This window comes from Magnetospira sp. QH-2 (genome assembly GCF_000968135.1).
Classification (GTDB): Bacteria; Pseudomonadota; Alphaproteobacteria; order Rhodospirillales; family Magnetospiraceae; genus Magnetospira.
In genome coordinates this window covers 339,757-354,265 of sequence record NZ_FO538765.1, presented here as the reverse complement: position 1 = coordinate 354,265, position 14,509 = coordinate 339,757, and the positions used below count along the sequence as shown (strand labels likewise).

Genomic DNA, 14,509 nt, shown 5'->3' with positions numbered 1-14,509 from the left:
TCACGCTCCGATCAATCGAAGAGAATCACAAGCTGCCCCGGTTCTCGCCTGAGCCAACAGATCAACGCTTGCCAATTTGGTTGGATCATAGAAAACCTGAAGCACACCTGGTCGGTCCGGGTTGAAACGCACTTTGCCCACGCCGTCAAGGTCGGTTAGTTGTTGCGCCAACTCCTGCCCGAATCCGAGGTCAAAACCACCTTTGGCATAGATCAATACATCCACCTGATTCATGAGTAACCCCCTTTATTAAATTTAAACTTAACTTTATATTTCTTGGTGAGCAAAGTCAACCGGATTCCGAGCCCCATGGAACATGATAATCAGAAATGGAAAAAAAGGCGCACCCACCAATCTCTGCCGCCTGCTATTCAGCCCCAGGCTTCAAGAGCAAAGTATCGTCGTTCCGGCCAACGGGAAAAAGGCCAAAGCCTTTCGCGTTTCATAGGACCCATTGTGATGGTCTCCGGTGAGTCAAACCGCCAGAAAAGGTCTCGAAAGGGATGCGGCGCATCGGTGAGGCAGCTTGACGCCGCGGGCGGCCACCGGAGGCTTTTGCCTAAGAGGCGGATTTAAAAGTATCCTTTAGATATCAAGGCAGTAGATTTTTGATCTGGCCAGGAAAGGCCGACGACACGGGGCGGCGCCCCGTTAGGAGGTCTTGACGCCGCCAGAGCGGAAATATACGCCCTGGAGATCAAAGGAATACTTTTGAATCCGCCTCTAGCGCGTGTCGGGTCCAATCGGACCCGCTAGACACGCGCGATCTTATTGGAATCGATCACGTTTTTCATGTTTGATCGAATCCGATCAAACACGACGTGATCTAAGGAAACGCCGTGTTCAAAGGCCTTACAGAGGACCGCACCCGATCACTCGCTCGGACAATCAGAATCTTCTTGCATCAACGGCGGCAACCACAGAGGCCTCTAACATGTTGAAAGTTCAAAGGCCCTCATGCTGAGCTTGTCGAAGCATGTGTCGCCACAGGCTCGAAATCGGACTATTTCAGCAGCCTGTTAGTCCGGCAGTCGGGCTTTAGCCCAACCCGCCGCATCCCGGACCAAGTCACTGGGGTCATCAAGGAGCGCGTCAATCACCGGCCGTGATTCTTGGTCTCCGCCATTGCCTAAGGCAATCAGTACATTGTGCAGGAAACGGTCTCGACCGACCCGCTTGACGGGCGATCCGGCAAACAGCTTGCGAAAACCCGCATCGTCCAATTGCGCCAGATCGGCCAGGCGCGGCGCGGTGAGTTCCGCCCGAGGGAGCAAAGCGGTCTCGTTGGTGGGTTTTTGGAATTTGTTCCAGGGACAAGCGGATAGGCAGTCGTCACAACCGTAGATGCGACTTCCCGCAAGGGATCGGAATGCTTCCGGTAGCGGCGTTTTTGCCTCGATATTTAAAAATGAGAGGCAGCGGCCCGTGTCCATCTGATAGGGCACGTTAAGCGCATCGGTGGGACAGGCCCGCACACAGGCGTCGCAGGACCCGCAATGATCGGGCATATGGCGATCGGCCGGTAATTCGAGAGTGGTGAAGACTTCCCCCAGAAATAACCAGGAACCGTAGTCCCGGGAGACCAGATTGGTATGCTTTCCGATCCAGCCCAGACCGGCCTGCCGGGCCAGAGGTTTTTCCATTACCGGGGCGGTATCCACAAAGACTTTGACCTCAGCCTCGAACGTCTCATGAATCCAGCGAGCCAAGGCTTTGAGCCGCTTTTTGACCACATCATGGTAGTCCTTGCCCCGCGCATAGACACTCACGGCGCCGCGATCGGAATGGCGATAGAGATCCCTGGGATCGTGACCCGGGCCGTAATTCATGCCCAGCGCAATGACGGTTTTTGCCTCAGACCATAAGGCACGCGGGTCGACCCGGCGGTCGGCGGTATCGGCCATCCAGGCCATATCCATATGGCGGCCCTGGTTGATGTAAGAACGCAGGGCGTCGCGGTCCTCGGCCCGGCTCTGGGCGCGGGCAAAGCCGCAGGCATCGAAGCCCAGGTCCAGCGCCTTGGCACGGATATTGTCCCGTTGATTGCGGTGACTGGTTGTCAAGGATTTGGCCTTTGTCAGGCGGTGGCGAAGTGGGCGCGGACGCCTCGCTCCAGGGCAGCGGCGATCAGCCGGTCGATGTCCAGCCGGTGGCGGATCAGTTCGAGCATGCGCATTTCCTCTTGATGCACTTCGCCGTCGGCGGCGGCCACGTCGAGGGCCAAGGCGTAAGCGGTTTCCCGCAGCTTTTCGGGCAGGGCGGCTACGACGATATCCAAGGCCTTGTCCAGGCCGTCCTCGTCCACCAGAAGGTCGGCACAATGGGAAGCGGTTTCGGTGAGGCGATCCGTATCATAGTCGGCGAAAACCGGTAGGGAATGGACAATATCACCGATGATGCGCAGTTCGTTGTCCGTCATGTCATTGTCGGCGGCGGACAACAGCACCATGCAATAGACCAACGCGTCGTGGTGAGTAATCATGATTCCCTCGGGGTTCCCATGCGGATGAAATATTATTTCACTTGTGTATTAAAGCGCGCTCTGCCTCGCTTGGCAAATCGTTTGTCACTTTTGCGACAAGAAGGCCCGGGTCAGATCCACCGCCTCGGCCAATCCGATCCGCTGCACCTCGACCCCCTCGGGAAAAGCCCCCAACAGCCGCGATGGCAAGCGGGAATCGAGCATGACGAAGACGCCCCGGTCATCGGCCCGACGAACCAACCGGCCATAGGCCTGTTTCAGTTTCAACCGAGTCAGCATGTCGTCGTAGCGACCGCCACCGAAGGCTTTGCGCCGTGCTTTGTGCAAAAGATCGGCACGGGCCCAGGGCACCCGGTCAAAAACAATGAGACGGAGCGAATTGCCAGGCACGTCGACCCCGTCCCGCACCGCATCGGTGCCCAGCAGGCAGGCGTTTTCCTCGGCCCGGAAAATGTCGATCAAGGTGCCGGTGTCCAGGGCATCCACATGTTGGGCATAAAGGGGAAGCCCGGCCTGATCCAATGGTCCGGCGATCTTGCCATGCACCGCCCGCAGCCGCGAGATGGCGGTAAACAATCCCAGCCCTCCGCCATGGGCCGCCAGGAACAATTCCCGATAGGCCGAGGCGATCAGATCCATGTCCTCGCGCCCCAGGTCGTTGACGACCAGTACCCGCGTTTGCGCCGCGTAGTCAAAAGGCGAGGCCACCGCGGCACGCTCGGCGGCCTTGAGCAGGTGTCGGGTACCGGTGCGGGTTTCGGCGGCGGACCAGTCGGTGTCCACGTCGCCGGTCCCGTCGCGCAGGGTTGCCGAGGTGATCACGAAACCTTGGGCTTGTTGCGACAACACCTGGGCAAAGGGCCGTACCGGATCCACCCAATGTCGATGCAGGCCCACGTCCACATCCCGGCCTGCTTGCCGGTCCACGCTCAGCCAGTCTACATATTCCGGCGGCGTTTCCTCGCCCAGGGCGCGCAGCATGGCCCGCCATGCCTGAGCCGGATCGACGCAGCGGCGTTCCAGCGAACGGATCAGTACATCGATGCGTTGACGGGCCTGGCTGTCAAGGTCGGCGGCCTCATCGTCCATGAGCTTGGCCAGGGCGCGAATCAGGCCGCGGGCCGGGGTCTCCAATTCCTTCAGATCCCGCTCCAGGTCCACCGCTGTCTCGATCAGGCCGGGAATCGGCGGCTGGGTCTCGGCTTCCAGGCTATAAGCGGAGTTTGATCCCTTTGCGCGGGCATAGACCTGCGCCCGCACCCGTTCGAGGAATTTCTCCGCCACACCATGCGGCTGTCCCGAAGACAATCGTTGATGCCAGCCCAGGCCGGGCAAAATATGGGCGGCTTTCAACAAGCCTTCGAGGGCTTCGAGCAGATCAGGCTGAGCGGCGACCAGGTCTTCCATGCGCGCCTTCAATCCCCGGGCGCGGGAGCGGTCGCGGTCCTCGGCACCGAGCAGCCATCGGCGCAGTTCAGCGCCTTCGAAACCAGAGAGATGAGCCGCAAAGGCCTTGTCGGCCGCATCAAACAGATGATGTCCCTCGTCGAATACATAGCGGGTCGGAAGGTAGGCCTCGTCGCCGCCGCCCAGGGCCGCCTGCACCATCACCAGGGCATGGTTGGCCACCACGATCTCGGCCCGGCGGGCGCGGCGGATGGACCGTTCCACATAGCATTTTCGGTAGTGGATACAGCCCGAATAAAGACATTCGCCCCGGGTATCGGTGAGGTCCATGGTCAATCGCCGTCCCACCAGATCGGCCAGCCAGCCGGGAAAGTCGCCGCCGACCATGTCGCCGTCGCGGGTCGCCGCCCCCCAGCGGGCCATCAGCCCGAGCCCCACCGCGTCCGCCGGACGCAAGGGAAGGCGTTGCACCGCTTCGTCCAGATTCAACAGACAGAGGTAGTTCTCCCGCCCCTTGCGCACCACCGCCTTGGCGATCTTCTCGCCGCGGTCGGGATAGAGACGATCCAATTCGCCATCCAACTGCCGTTGCAGGTTGCGGGTATAGGTGCTGATCCAGACCGGCCCGTGATTCTTGCGCGCCCAGACGGCGGCCGGCGCGATGTAGCCCAAGGTCTTGCCCACGCCGGTCCCGGCCTCGGCCAGCACCACCGAAGGCTCGCCCTCCGCATCGCAAGGATCGAAGGCAGTGGCCACAGCAGCCGCGTAGTCTTTTTGCTGCGGGCGGTCCTCGGCGCTGTTGCCCAGCAACTTGACCAGTTGCGCGCGGGCCTCCACAGGTTCCACCGGCAAATGCCCAGCGGGCGGTTCCGGCGCATGTTCCGACCAGTCGGCCCGGCGGGTCCAGACCTTCAGGCCCTCGGACAAGTTGCGTGAATGGGGCAGGTCTCCTGATTCGCCCAGGGCGGGGAGCACATAGGGAGCCCAGGCCCAATTGCCCCGGGTCATGGCCCAGGCCACCGGCCCCGCGTCGCGACCGGGATCCCCCCGAGACAAGTTCGACAGCAGAGTGAGTGCCGCCTGGTGCAATAGGGCGGCCTCTTCGGCCAGAGTGGTGGGAGGAGGCAGGTCCAGCGCACCGGCCAGACCAGCGGGCGTGGGCAGACAAAAACAGGCCGGTCGAACAAAGGCAAACAGTTCCAGTAGATCGAGCGCTGGAAAACTTGCCGTCTTCAACCGTCGCGCGGCTGCGGGGGCATGGCAAACCAGCACCGGGCCCCTATCATGAATCCGACGGGCGGCTTCGTGCAGACCGAGGCTTTCCGGTTCTTCTCCCGGCATGCCCCAGGCAACACCGCGCAGCCCCACGGCCAGAGCCGGAAGCTGCGGGAGACGAAGGAGAGAATCGGCGTTGCCTGTCATGGCCGGAGTATAGGCAGGCCCCCGGCCGGGGAACAGGGTGATGAGGCGAAATCAGCGGCAGGCGCAGCTCAACTGGGAAGTCGGGCGCATATGGGCGCGGGCCTGATTGATCACCGAGCGGATATCCTCGGCCACCAGACCATCGCGGCGCATGACCGCATGAATGATCGGATCACTCAACAATTGTTCGAGGCTCGGTTCATATTTCGACATGGATCGGGTCCCTCTGTTTGTTGGTCCCGTCGGCCACCACCAAGGAGCGATGCATGGCCGACGGGACGGAGTGATGTTGGTCCCGCTGGGTTTCGGCGAACGGGTCCTGCGCCGTTGGCGGATGTCCGGTGGGCCTCCGGGATGAGCCATCCTCCAATACCAAGTAATTTACTCAACAATAGATCGAAATACAAGGGTACTCATGTCTATTACCGCATGAGCTATGGGGGTAAATTGTTGAGTGTAAAATAAGGTTATACCGCGCCGGACCGCAGATTTCCTAGGCGATGGCAGAGCTCCTGTAGCCGGGCATCGGATTCCGGTTGATCCCGACCGGCGCGACGCAAGGCCACGGCACGGAGGACACCTCCCGCCCGCTGGTCCAGATCCCGCGCGCGAATCGTCTGACGCAGATCGGTCAAACGCAGGGCACCCCCCGCCAAGGCAATCCGCCGCTGTTCCACAGGCGGTGCCTCATAGCGGCGATGCAGGCCTTCAAGGCGCGATATTTTCTCACAAAGGGTCTTCATTCCCGTAAAATAGAATATTTACGGAACACCTGTAAAGGAGAAATCACCGCCTCCGAAGGAAGCGGCGATATACACGAATCAGGTACCGAAACGATGGCTTATTGACTAGCCCAGATGATCCGGGCCATCCATTCCACCTCGTCCATGGAGAGCTCGCGGTCCGCATGGTCCGGGTTGAGTGAGCGTAATTCCACCTTGCGGGCGGTCATGCGCACCAACTCCTTGGCCATAACCTCGCCCAGACGAGTCTTGGCTATCAACCGGTCGCCGCGTCGGATGGTGGCGCCGGGCGAGACCAGCACCCGATCCCCATCCCGATACACCGGCTCCATACTTTGCCCGGTAATCTCAAGGGCATAGCATTTAGGGTCGCCGATTTCCGGAAACGGGATCTCGTCCCAGCCACTGCCGGCCGGATAGCCCGAATCGTCGAAGTAGCCGTCATCCCCTGCCTGGGCCAAACCAATCAACGGCACGTTGCGAAAAACGCCCAGACCCCGCGATTCGCCAATATAGGACACGAATTCGCCAATGGTCGCACCGGTGGCGTTCAGCACCTTGGAGACGGACTCCGTGCTCGGCCAGCGCAACTTGCCATCACCCGTGGTGCGCTTGCTCTTGTTAAAGGTCGTCGGATCCAGCCCCGCTTTTTTCGCCAGGCCCGAAGCCGACATGCCGTGTTCCTCGGCCAGGCGGTCGATGGCCCGCCATACATCTGCATGTCTTAGCATGGGAACATCTTCACACAATTTTGCGCCGTCGGCCATAGGAAAATACAACAGAAATACGTTGACATCGGATGTTTATCCCAGGTATCAGGGAAAAGTTGTTGTATTGTTCACTTTTCTCTTGGGAGGTCCTCCCCGTGAAAAATCCTAAGTTCGCCCCACGTCCCATCCCAGAGCGCCAGATCGAGCCTTTTACCGATGTGGAGCAGGTCTGGTTCTGGTTCATTCACAACCAGGAAATGCGGCACGATGGAGCCCGCCCCGAACGACTGTTGGATATCGCCCGCCCCTGCGACCCGGACGACATCTATGTGATCGTGATGACTCTGCGGCGCATCGGCAAGATCGCTCACCATCATTTACAAGTCCTGTTCGAATTCGGGCGCTCCGGGCGACCGCCGGACTCCCGGGCCCGGGAGGAGGAGATCGCCGCCCGACTCTGGGATGAAGCGCTGGATCGGATGATCACTCCCTTGAAAGCCAAAGGGATCCTGGAATGACCATGAACGAAGGCATGAGGCGGGACTGGAAAGAAGGGGACGCCATCGTCGGTTTCGTGGCTCATACGGATATATGGTGGCTGTCATGGCTCCGTCCCGGGTTCCGGCACTGCTTCGTCCTGGTCAAGGAAGCCGACGGCTGGGTTCTTTGTGATCCCCTATCCCATCAGACCGTGGTGCGCCGCTGGCCGATCCCTTCCGGATTGGGGACTCTCGTCTGGTTGCATGAAAACGGCTATCGCCTGGCGGTGACCAAGGTTCGGGAAGCCCCGAAACGCATGGCCCCCTTCCGCCTATATACCTGCGTCGAGTCCGTAAAAAGGGTTCTTGGCCTACATAATCGCTGGATTCTGACTCCCTGGCAGCTGTTTCGATACCTGATCCGCCAAGGCTGAACCCGCCGCAGACATCTTTCACCTCTCTCATCATTCGGTTCTTCCCAGATCCCCTGATTTCCATGCGAGATCAGGGGATTTTTCGCATAATGTTCTTTTTCTGATCTGCATAAATATATATGAAAATCTTATTTAGTGAAAAAAAACGTATTTTTATATTGACGAACGGACACATGTCCGGTTATAGGTGGACTCAACGACCACCAGTAGTGCGTCCGCATTTTGGGAAACCCCGGCAGGGGGGGTCGTTAAGATCCATCGATCAGCCCGGCATTGGCCGGGCTTTTTTTATGTCAACCAGACCAAAAGGAGTTCGACCCATGGGTGGAATTTTCAGTGCACCGTCCGCGCCAGCACCGCCGCCGGCCCCGCCGCCAGCCCCCGATCCGGAGGAAGAGGCACGCAAACTACGGCTTGAAAACATGGAGCGCCGCCGCCGTGGCCGTGCCGGCACCGTGGCGACCTCGGAAAAAGGGCTGCTGAGTGAAACCAATCCGCCGCAAGGCAAAACCCTGTTGGGAGAATGATGATGACTCATCCCAAGACTGATCCCATCAAGGCGTCCGATATCCTGGCCCGCTATCAGCGGGCCAGGGAGCGCCGGACCACCTGGGAGTCCCATTGGCAGGAATGCTACGACTTTGCCCTGCCCCTTCGTGACGGAAGCCTAATCGCGGGTCAAGCAGGCGAGAAAAAAGCCGATCACCTGTTCGATGGCACGGCCCCCGATGCCGTGGATCAATTGGCCGCCAGCCTACTGGGTCATCTGACCCCACCGGGCGGCCACTGGTTCGGTCTGAATGCCGGGCCGAACGTCACCGACGAGTCCCGCGAAGAGATGGCCGATGAACTCGACCAGGTCTCGCGTGTTCTACAAACCCATTTCGATCGCTCTAATTTTACCGTCGAAATGCACCAATGCTATCTGGACCTGGTAACCGTGGGCACCGCCTGCCTGCAATTCGAGGAAGCCGCCATTGGCGATTCCTCGGCCTTTCGCTTCACCGCCGTGCCGTTGGGGCAAGTCGTGTTGGAAGATGGTGGCAACGGGCGGTTGGATGTGGTCTACCGTCGGGCCGAATTAACCTCTGGCCAATTCAAGGTGCGATTCCCCGAAGCCTCCCTGCCGGAAGACCTCCGGCGGCGCCAGGAGGAGAACCCGGACGAGCTGATTCCGGTGGTCGAAGCGGTGATTCCCGAGGATGGGACCTACGCATATTGGGCCATCTTGGAAACCGAGGACGGAGTCGACGGCGAACCCGCCATCTTGCGTCAGGGCCGTTTTGCTCACTCCCCGTTCATCGCTTTTCGCTGGGTCAAATCGCCCGGTGAAAACTATGGGCGCTCACCGGTGATGAAAGCCCTGCCAGATATCAAGACCGCCAACAAGGTGGTCGAACTGATCCTCAAGAACGCCTCCATTACCGTGACCGGGATCTGGCAAGCCGACGACGATGGCGTCCTCAATCCGGCAACAATCAAGCTGGCGCCGGGGACCATCATTCCCAAAGCCGTCGGCTCGGCGGGTCTGACGGCGTTGAAAGCCCCGGGCGAACTGCAGACCTCGCAAATCGTCCTGGAAACCCTGCGCACCAACATCCGCAGAGCTCTTTTGGCCGACAAGTTGGGCCCGGTGGATGGTCCGAAGATGACCGCCACCGAAGTGGTGGAACGGGCCGGAGACATGTCCCGACTGCTGGGGGCGACCTTTGGCCGCTTGCAGGCGGAATTGCTTAATCCGTTGCTCATGCGGGCCCAGGCCATCCTGCGTCGGCGGGGGGAAATCCCCAACCTGCGCATCGATGGCCGCGAAGTGGTCTTGCGCTACCAGTCCTCTTTGATCCGGGATGCGGCCCACGAGGAAGCACAGAAAATCTCCTTGTGGATCCGCACCCTGGGAGAGATCGGGGCCGACGTGCAGACCATCGTCGATATCTCCGCCGCTGCCCGGTGGCTCGGTCGGGCTTTCGATATCCCCGAGGAATTGGTCCGCGCACCGGGCGAGGTGCCGAAAGAGCCGACGTTGCCATCGCAACCATCACTGCCATCGGATCCCGCAGCCCTGGCGGGCGCCAACGGGACCGAGTTGATGACCCAGGCCCTTGGCGCGGTCCTGCCCGCTGTGACAGGCCAAGCCTCGGGAGGCTCTCATGGAACCTGATCAAGACGGCTGGAACTGGTTCAGCGCGGCCCCGGATCGCAAGTCCCGTCGCCAACAGGCCGCCTTGCAGCAGGATCTGGCTCTGGCCTGCGCCCGCTGCTTCACGTCGCGGGATGGCCAACGGGTGCTGGCTCACTTGAAAGCCATCACCATCGACCGGCCGTTGGGCCCGGGTGTTGACGCGGCAACGCTTCGACATATGGAGGGGCAGCGTCACCTGGTGGCCTACCTTCAGACCCTGGTTCAACGGGGCCAGCAAGGCGAAGGCCAATGACTTTTTTTCAATTCCCCCTTTACCTCATGAGGAGAAATTTCAGATGACCAAGGAAACCCCCATCCCTGCCAAGGCGGCCAGGGCCGCCCCGACCGCCAATGTCCCGGCAAAATTCCGAGACCCGGCAACAGGCGAAATCCGCGTTCAACCCCTGCTCGATTCCTATCTCGAGTTGGAACGGCGCTTCGGTGCTGCCCGGGGCGACGGCATTCCTGGCTCTCCCGAAGACTACCAGATCGAAACGGTCAGCGAGTTCCTGGCCTCCGATCCGGAAGTCAACACGCGCCTGCATCAGGCCGGATTCACCCGGTCCCAGGTGCAACTGGTCTACAGTCTGGCGGAAGAGAAAATCCTACCGGCCGTGGTGGACCTGGTCGCCGACCAGTTCGCACAGACTCAGCTTCAGCGTCTCATCGAACGCTTCGGCGGCGAGGACAAATGGGCCGAGGTGTCGCGCCAGTTGGCAATCTGGGGACAGTCGAACCTGCCTCAGTCCACCTTCGCCGAGCTGAGCACCACCTACGAGGGGGTGCTGGCTCTGTTCAATATGATGAATGGGGGCGAACCGGGCTTGGTCACCGAGGGTGGTCGCCATCAAGGCGCCCTGAACGAGGACGATCTGCGCAAAATGATGGATGACCCCCGCTACTGGCGGGATCATGACGAGTCCTATGTGGCCAAAGTCACCGATGGCTTCAAGCGCCTCTATCCCGATTGAGGCCACTCGGCGGTGGATGTTGTTTCGGCAACGCCCCGCCGCTCCTTTTTTCCCGCAGATTTTCTGCATCGAACGGCGGAGTCGAGCGCGTTTTTCCTTCCTGCACGCGCTCCTCCGCCTTTGGGCGTCGGCTCCTTGCTCCCCTGGGAGCCGACGCCCTTTTTTCTTTTCCAACCCAATGGAGTCCCCCATGTATCGCATTCCCCACCCCCTGAATGAAGAATCCCTCAATCGCCTGATGGCCGATGATCGCTACTGGCGAGACAACCACCCCGAACACGCGGCCTACCAGGAGTTCGTCACCGAGGCCTTCAAGCACTATTATGGTACCCAGCAAGTCAGCGCCACGCCCCACGTCCATGCCGCCGTGGACATGGAAACCGGACAGGTGCGCGTGGAAGGTGAGGGACCCGCCGAACGGGGCCAGATCGCCAATCGTTTGGGCCTGAACGGCCCGGCCTAAGAAGACGACATGATCATCGCCCACCTGACCCCGGGCGAGATCGTCATTCCGCCATCCCTGCAAAGCCCGGAGTTGATGCATCTACTGCAAAGGGTTTTCGGCTCTCGGGAGATGCTGCTGCGATTCACCGCCGGATCCGGCCATGAGCAGGTCAATCCGGTATCGGGATATGCGGCGTTCTTTGATCTTTTCGAGACCGTGGAAAATCTTGCACGCCGGGCAGCAAGGAGACTTGATCAGCTGAAGGGGCAACTTGAGGGGTATCCGGAAGGATGCTCCCCAAGTCTATCCGCTGGCCGCAACTTTTGCTATCAAGAGGATGATCATCAAATGTACGAAGAAAAAGATGGCCGATGGGTACCGGGCCACCCTCTTCCTCCAAGTGATGGAACCCGCGGTTGAGCTCTTCCTTAGGGTCGATACCATTGTTGCCGCGCAACAGTGGTATCGGTACGACCTGAGCATTGACAATATAGATTATTTTAATAGCATGCTTTCTGCAACCATAATGAAGATACGCATTCAATGGTTTATCGAGTTTGCTTTTTCATAGCTGCAATCTTTACCCTGGGATCGCATCAAGTGGAATCAGAGCCCATTTCCGGGGGTATTTCTGCCTACTACCGTAGCGACTTTTCAAAGGCGCTTACAATCCTCAGGCCCCTGGCGGAACAAGGCAATCCCATCGCCCAATACAGACTTGGCGTGATGTATGACCGAGGAGAGGGGGTTCCAGAAAACGACCAAATAGCCTTCAAGTGGTTCGAGAGGGCAGCGGTCCAGGGGCACCGGGATGCCCTGTTCAACACGGGCCTGTGGCTTCTGAATGGCATTGGTGTGGAATCGGACCCGCCGAGAGCGATCCTCATGCTGCGTGAAGTTAATCGATTTAGGAACGGCGATTTCGAAGCCCAATTGTATGCCGATCTGTGGGAGCGATACCAAGAACTCTTTCAACGCATGAAACCGGCCCTTGGTTTTGTGCTTGGCAAGGCCAAAGAGGGCGATGTTTGGGCCCAAACTACCTATGCAGAGGTGCATAGGCGCTGGCGAGTGGATCGTGATACCGCAAGGCACTGGTCCCGAATGGCGGCGAACAATGGCAGCATGAAGGACAAATTCTATACTATTGTCGATGACGTGCTGTTCCAGGGGCGACCCGCCACCGAGGATGATCTGGCGCCCCATGTGGAACAGTTTAATGAGGCGGACTATGCGCCCTTCTTCATCTGGTTAGCCTCCGGACGGGTCGAAAAGGGTGAACGGCACCAGGTGGTCGATATGCTGGATGTCATTCTCCAAACGTCTTATTCGGAAGGAAACCAGACTGCATTCGAGCGAGATTTGCTGGTAGCGAAAGCCATTAGGTGGCTCCTAACGGCGTGGGAGGCGGCGGAAAACGGCCAATTCATTGGTGATGAGGTTCGGCTGCTCAAGGGCACGATGGCGGAAATGACCCGTTGGGACCTTGAGCACGGGTCCGGTGAGGGCAGACCATCGCTCGAAAACACAGGTCTCGCGCCCCATCTCGCCCATCTCTATCTCTACGGCGTCGGTGTGCCACAGGATGTGGTGGAAGCCCATAAGTTCAACCTAATATCCGAAGGGCGCAAGCCGAACTGGAATGCCGATATTCCGAACTTTCTTAGCATCGACTTCGATCGCCAGGAAAAAGACCTAGCCCAGTTCGCCAGCCCCGAAGTCCTCCGCGAGGCACGCATCCGGGCGGCGCAATGGTGGCTGGAAACCCTCCGCAAGCCTTGAGTTTGCAGCTCTATCCTGACGAATTACGATCCTGGTACGGATCCTTGCCTAATTCAATAGAAACCGACAAAATATAAATTATAGATTGCGCTGCCCATGTGGCTGCCGTGCCGGAGAGAGGTCTCACGATGACGATGTTTCGATTCCTGCCCATTGTCGCGATCTTGTCGGTCATTCACGCCGCAACGGCCCTATCCGAAACCCTTTCCCAAGGCCTTGCCGCCTATGACCGAAAGGACTATGCGACCGCTTTTCCAGTCCTCAAGGAATGGGCAGAACGAGGTAATCCCATCGCCCAGTTCCATTTCGGCGCCCTGTATGATCGGGGCAACGGCATTGCGAAAGACCAAGAAATTGCCTTCGAGTGGTTTGAGAAGGCAGCGGCGCAGGGGCACCGGGATGCCCTGTTCAATGTGGCCTTATCCCTGTTGACCGCGGGAGGGACCGAAAAAGATCCGGATCGGGCTCAGCTTCTGTTGCGCGAAGTGGACAGGTTCGGCAAGGGCGACATGGAGGCCTACCTTTATTTGGAACTGTGGTCCCGCTATGGGAAGGCCTTCGAGCGCTTGCCTCCGGCCCTTGATTTCCTGCGGGAAAGAGCCGATGCGGGCGATGCTTGGGCGCAAAGCACCCACGGCCGTTACATTCAGCGATGGCAGAACGACCGCGAGGAGGCTCTGAAATGGGCGTGGAAAGCAGCTGATGCTGGCAGCATGACCGACAAACTGGCGGTCTACGTCGATGCCCTGCTCCATGAGGGCATCGCCGCCAATCATGCGGCCCTGTCTCCCCATATGGAGGATCTGGCCCAGGCCAAGGACTTAGGGTATGGGCTATGGGGTGTGTACCGCGCCATTGAGGGTGGGGGTCTTGAACAAGCATCGGTTCTGGCAACGGCAATGCTCCAAGGTCCCAATTCCGATCCCACCATGGAAAGGACCCTGCGGAGCAAGATCCTCCTTCGCGCTGTTGATAGCCTTCTCGCCCTTTGGACGGGTAAAGACACTCAGGGTGAAGCCCCACCAATTGACCGCCTATTGGCAGCGAACAAAGACTTTGTTCTCTTGTACCTGGATCGCGACCAATTGCGAGCGGATTTCATGTCCGCAACCGGCTGCCTCTCTCCCTATTTGGTCCAAGTGTACCTCTATGGAATTGGGAGCCCGCAAGACGTGGTGGAAGCGCACAAATTCAATATATTGGCTGAAAAATGTCGACTGGAACACGCAGACGACCTACCCAACGTTTTTCGCATTAATTTCCGACGTCAACAAGATGATCTGGCTCGTTTCGCCAGCCCCGACGTCCTCCGCGAGGCGCGCATCCGGGCGGCGCAATGGTGGCTGGAAACCCTCCGCAAGCCATGAGTTTAGAGCTCTATCTTGACGAATTACGATCCTGGTACGGATCCTTGCCTAATTCATTAGAAACCGACAAAATATAAATTATAGA

At 59.2% G+C, this 14,509-nt stretch carries 17 protein-coding genes; 10 read left to right on the top strand and 7 right to left on the bottom strand.

All coding sequences use genetic code 11. The annotated features are described in order from the left end of the window. The 7 genes from MGMAQ_RS01850 to MGMAQ_RS01825 form a co-directional block, all read right to left on the bottom strand. Complete coding sequence (locus tag MGMAQ_RS01850; protein WP_046020196.1) at positions 1-234, bottom strand: hypothetical protein; 234 nt, start codon at positions 232-234, stop codon at positions 1-3. Positions 235-1,019: 785 nt separating this feature from the next. Then, the gene (gene queG / locus MGMAQ_RS01845; RefSeq protein ID WP_046020195.1) at positions 1,020-2,063 is read right to left on the bottom strand and encodes a tRNA epoxyqueuosine(34) reductase QueG; all 1,044 of its coding nucleotides are present in this window, start codon (positions 2,061-2,063) and stop codon (positions 1,020-1,022) included. A 14-nt stretch (positions 2,064-2,077) separates the two neighbouring features. After that, a complete protein-coding gene (locus MGMAQ_RS01840) occupies positions 2,078-2,482 on the bottom strand; it encodes a tellurite resistance TerB family protein (RefSeq protein WP_046020194.1) in 405 nt (134 codons plus the stop codon). 84 nt (positions 2,483-2,566) lie between these two features. Next, positions 2,567-5,311 (bottom strand): ATP-dependent DNA helicase, encoded by a 2,745-nt coding sequence (locus MGMAQ_RS01835; protein WP_046020193.1) that lies wholly within the window; start codon positions 5,309-5,311, stop codon positions 2,567-2,569. Positions 5,312-5,362: 51 nt separating this feature from the next. Next, positions 5,363-5,524: a hypothetical protein gene (locus tag MGMAQ_RS21185; protein ID WP_173427163.1), complete on the bottom strand. Its 162-nt coding sequence runs from the start codon at positions 5,522-5,524 to the stop codon at positions 5,363-5,365. A gap of 254 nt (positions 5,525-5,778) precedes the next feature. Then, positions 5,779-6,054, bottom strand: a complete 276-nt coding sequence (locus MGMAQ_RS01830; protein WP_046020192.1) for a hypothetical protein — start codon at positions 6,052-6,054, stop codon at positions 5,779-5,781. 98 nt (positions 6,055-6,152) lie between these two features. Continuing rightward, positions 6,153-6,785 (bottom strand): helix-turn-helix transcriptional regulator, encoded by a 633-nt coding sequence (locus MGMAQ_RS01825; protein WP_046020191.1) that lies wholly within the window; start codon positions 6,783-6,785, stop codon positions 6,153-6,155. A 134-nt stretch (positions 6,786-6,919) separates the two neighbouring features. Here MGMAQ_RS01825 and MGMAQ_RS01820 point away from each other — a divergent pair, with 134 nt between their 5' ends. The 10 genes from MGMAQ_RS01820 to MGMAQ_RS01775 all read left to right on the top strand — a co-directional run bounded on the left by MGMAQ_RS01820 (position 6,920) and on the right by MGMAQ_RS01775 (position 14,424). Continuing rightward, a complete protein-coding gene (locus tag MGMAQ_RS01820) occupies positions 6,920-7,282 on the top strand; it encodes a hypothetical protein (protein WP_065814709.1) in 363 nt (120 codons plus the stop codon). Further along, a complete protein-coding gene (locus tag MGMAQ_RS01815; protein WP_082085208.1) occupies positions 7,279-7,677 on the top strand; it encodes a hypothetical protein in 399 nt (132 codons plus the stop codon). The genes MGMAQ_RS01820 and MGMAQ_RS01815 overlap by 4 nt, the downstream gene beginning before the upstream one ends. Positions 7,678-7,997: 320 nt before the next feature. Next, positions 7,998-8,204: a hypothetical protein gene (locus MGMAQ_RS01810; protein WP_046020190.1), complete on the top strand. Its 207-nt coding sequence runs from the start codon at positions 7,998-8,000 to the stop codon at positions 8,202-8,204. Continuing rightward, positions 8,201-9,838, top strand: coding sequence for a portal protein (locus MGMAQ_RS01805; protein ID WP_082085207.1), 1,638 nt, complete (start codon positions 8,201-8,203; stop codon positions 9,836-9,838). The genes MGMAQ_RS01810 and MGMAQ_RS01805 overlap by 4 nt, the downstream gene beginning before the upstream one ends. Continuing rightward, a complete protein-coding gene (locus tag MGMAQ_RS01800) occupies positions 9,828-10,112 on the top strand; it encodes a hypothetical protein (RefSeq protein WP_052716043.1) in 285 nt (94 codons plus the stop codon). The genes MGMAQ_RS01805 and MGMAQ_RS01800 overlap by 11 nt, the downstream gene beginning before the upstream one ends. A gap of 43 nt (positions 10,113-10,155) precedes the next feature. Then, positions 10,156-10,830 carry a hypothetical protein gene (locus MGMAQ_RS01795; protein WP_046020189.1) on the top strand — a complete coding sequence of 225 codons (675 nt, stop codon included), beginning with the start codon at positions 10,156-10,158 and terminating at the stop codon, positions 10,828-10,830. 190 nt (positions 10,831-11,020) lie between these two features. Beyond that, positions 11,021-11,293: a hypothetical protein gene (locus MGMAQ_RS01790; protein WP_046020188.1), complete on the top strand. Its 273-nt coding sequence runs from the start codon at positions 11,021-11,023 to the stop codon at positions 11,291-11,293. Between the two features lie 9 nt (positions 11,294-11,302). Continuing rightward, positions 11,303-11,695, top strand: coding sequence for a hypothetical protein (locus tag MGMAQ_RS20590; protein WP_148560794.1), 393 nt, complete (start codon positions 11,303-11,305; stop codon positions 11,693-11,695). Positions 11,696-11,818: 123 nt separating this feature from the next. Continuing rightward, complete coding sequence (locus MGMAQ_RS19175; protein WP_082085206.1) at positions 11,819-13,057, top strand: tetratricopeptide repeat protein; 1,239 nt, start codon at positions 11,819-11,821, stop codon at positions 13,055-13,057. 128 nt (positions 13,058-13,185) lie between these two features. Beyond that, positions 13,186-14,424 (top strand): tetratricopeptide repeat protein, encoded by a 1,239-nt coding sequence (locus tag MGMAQ_RS01775; RefSeq protein WP_046020186.1) that lies wholly within the window; start codon positions 13,186-13,188, stop codon positions 14,422-14,424. The last annotated feature ends 85 nt before the right edge of the window (positions 14,425-14,509 follow it).

Coding starts and splice junctions, on each gene's coding strand:
- MGMAQ_RS01850 (WP_046020196.1), bottom strand. CDS start 234: ATGAATCAGGTGGATGTATTGATCTATGCCAAAGGTGGTTTTGACCTC.
- MGMAQ_RS01840 (WP_046020194.1), bottom strand. CDS start 2,482: ATGATTACTCACCACGACGCGTTGGTCTATTGCATGGTGCTGTTGTCC.
- MGMAQ_RS01835 (WP_046020193.1), bottom strand. CDS start 5,311: ATGACAGGCAACGCCGATTCTCTCCTTCGTCTCCCGCAGCTTCCGGCT.
- MGMAQ_RS21185 (WP_173427163.1), bottom strand. CDS start 5,524: ATGTCGAAATATGAACCGAGCCTCGAACAATTGTTGAGTGATCCGATC.
- MGMAQ_RS01830 (WP_046020192.1), bottom strand. CDS start 6,054: ATGAAGACCCTTTGTGAGAAAATATCGCGCCTTGAAGGCCTGCATCGC.
- MGMAQ_RS01825 (WP_046020191.1), bottom strand. CDS start 6,785: ATGCTAAGACATGCAGATGTATGGCGGGCCATCGACCGCCTGGCCGAG.
- MGMAQ_RS01815 (WP_082085208.1), top strand. CDS start 7,279: ATGACCATGAACGAAGGCATGAGGCGGGACTGGAAAGAAGGGGACGCC.
- MGMAQ_RS01810 (WP_046020190.1), top strand. CDS start 7,998: ATGGGTGGAATTTTCAGTGCACCGTCCGCGCCAGCACCGCCGCCGGCC.
- MGMAQ_RS01805 (WP_082085207.1), top strand. CDS start 8,201: ATGATGATGACTCATCCCAAGACTGATCCCATCAAGGCGTCCGATATC.
- MGMAQ_RS01800 (WP_052716043.1), top strand. CDS start 9,828: ATGGAACCTGATCAAGACGGCTGGAACTGGTTCAGCGCGGCCCCGGAT.
- MGMAQ_RS01795 (WP_046020189.1), top strand. CDS start 10,156: ATGACCAAGGAAACCCCCATCCCTGCCAAGGCGGCCAGGGCCGCCCCG.
- MGMAQ_RS01790 (WP_046020188.1), top strand. CDS start 11,021: ATGTATCGCATTCCCCACCCCCTGAATGAAGAATCCCTCAATCGCCTG.
- MGMAQ_RS20590 (WP_148560794.1), top strand. CDS start 11,303: ATGATCATCGCCCACCTGACCCCGGGCGAGATCGTCATTCCGCCATCC.
- MGMAQ_RS19175 (WP_082085206.1), top strand. CDS start 11,819: ATGGTTTATCGAGTTTGCTTTTTCATAGCTGCAATCTTTACCCTGGGA.
- MGMAQ_RS01775 (WP_046020186.1), top strand. CDS start 13,186: ATGACGATGTTTCGATTCCTGCCCATTGTCGCGATCTTGTCGGTCATT.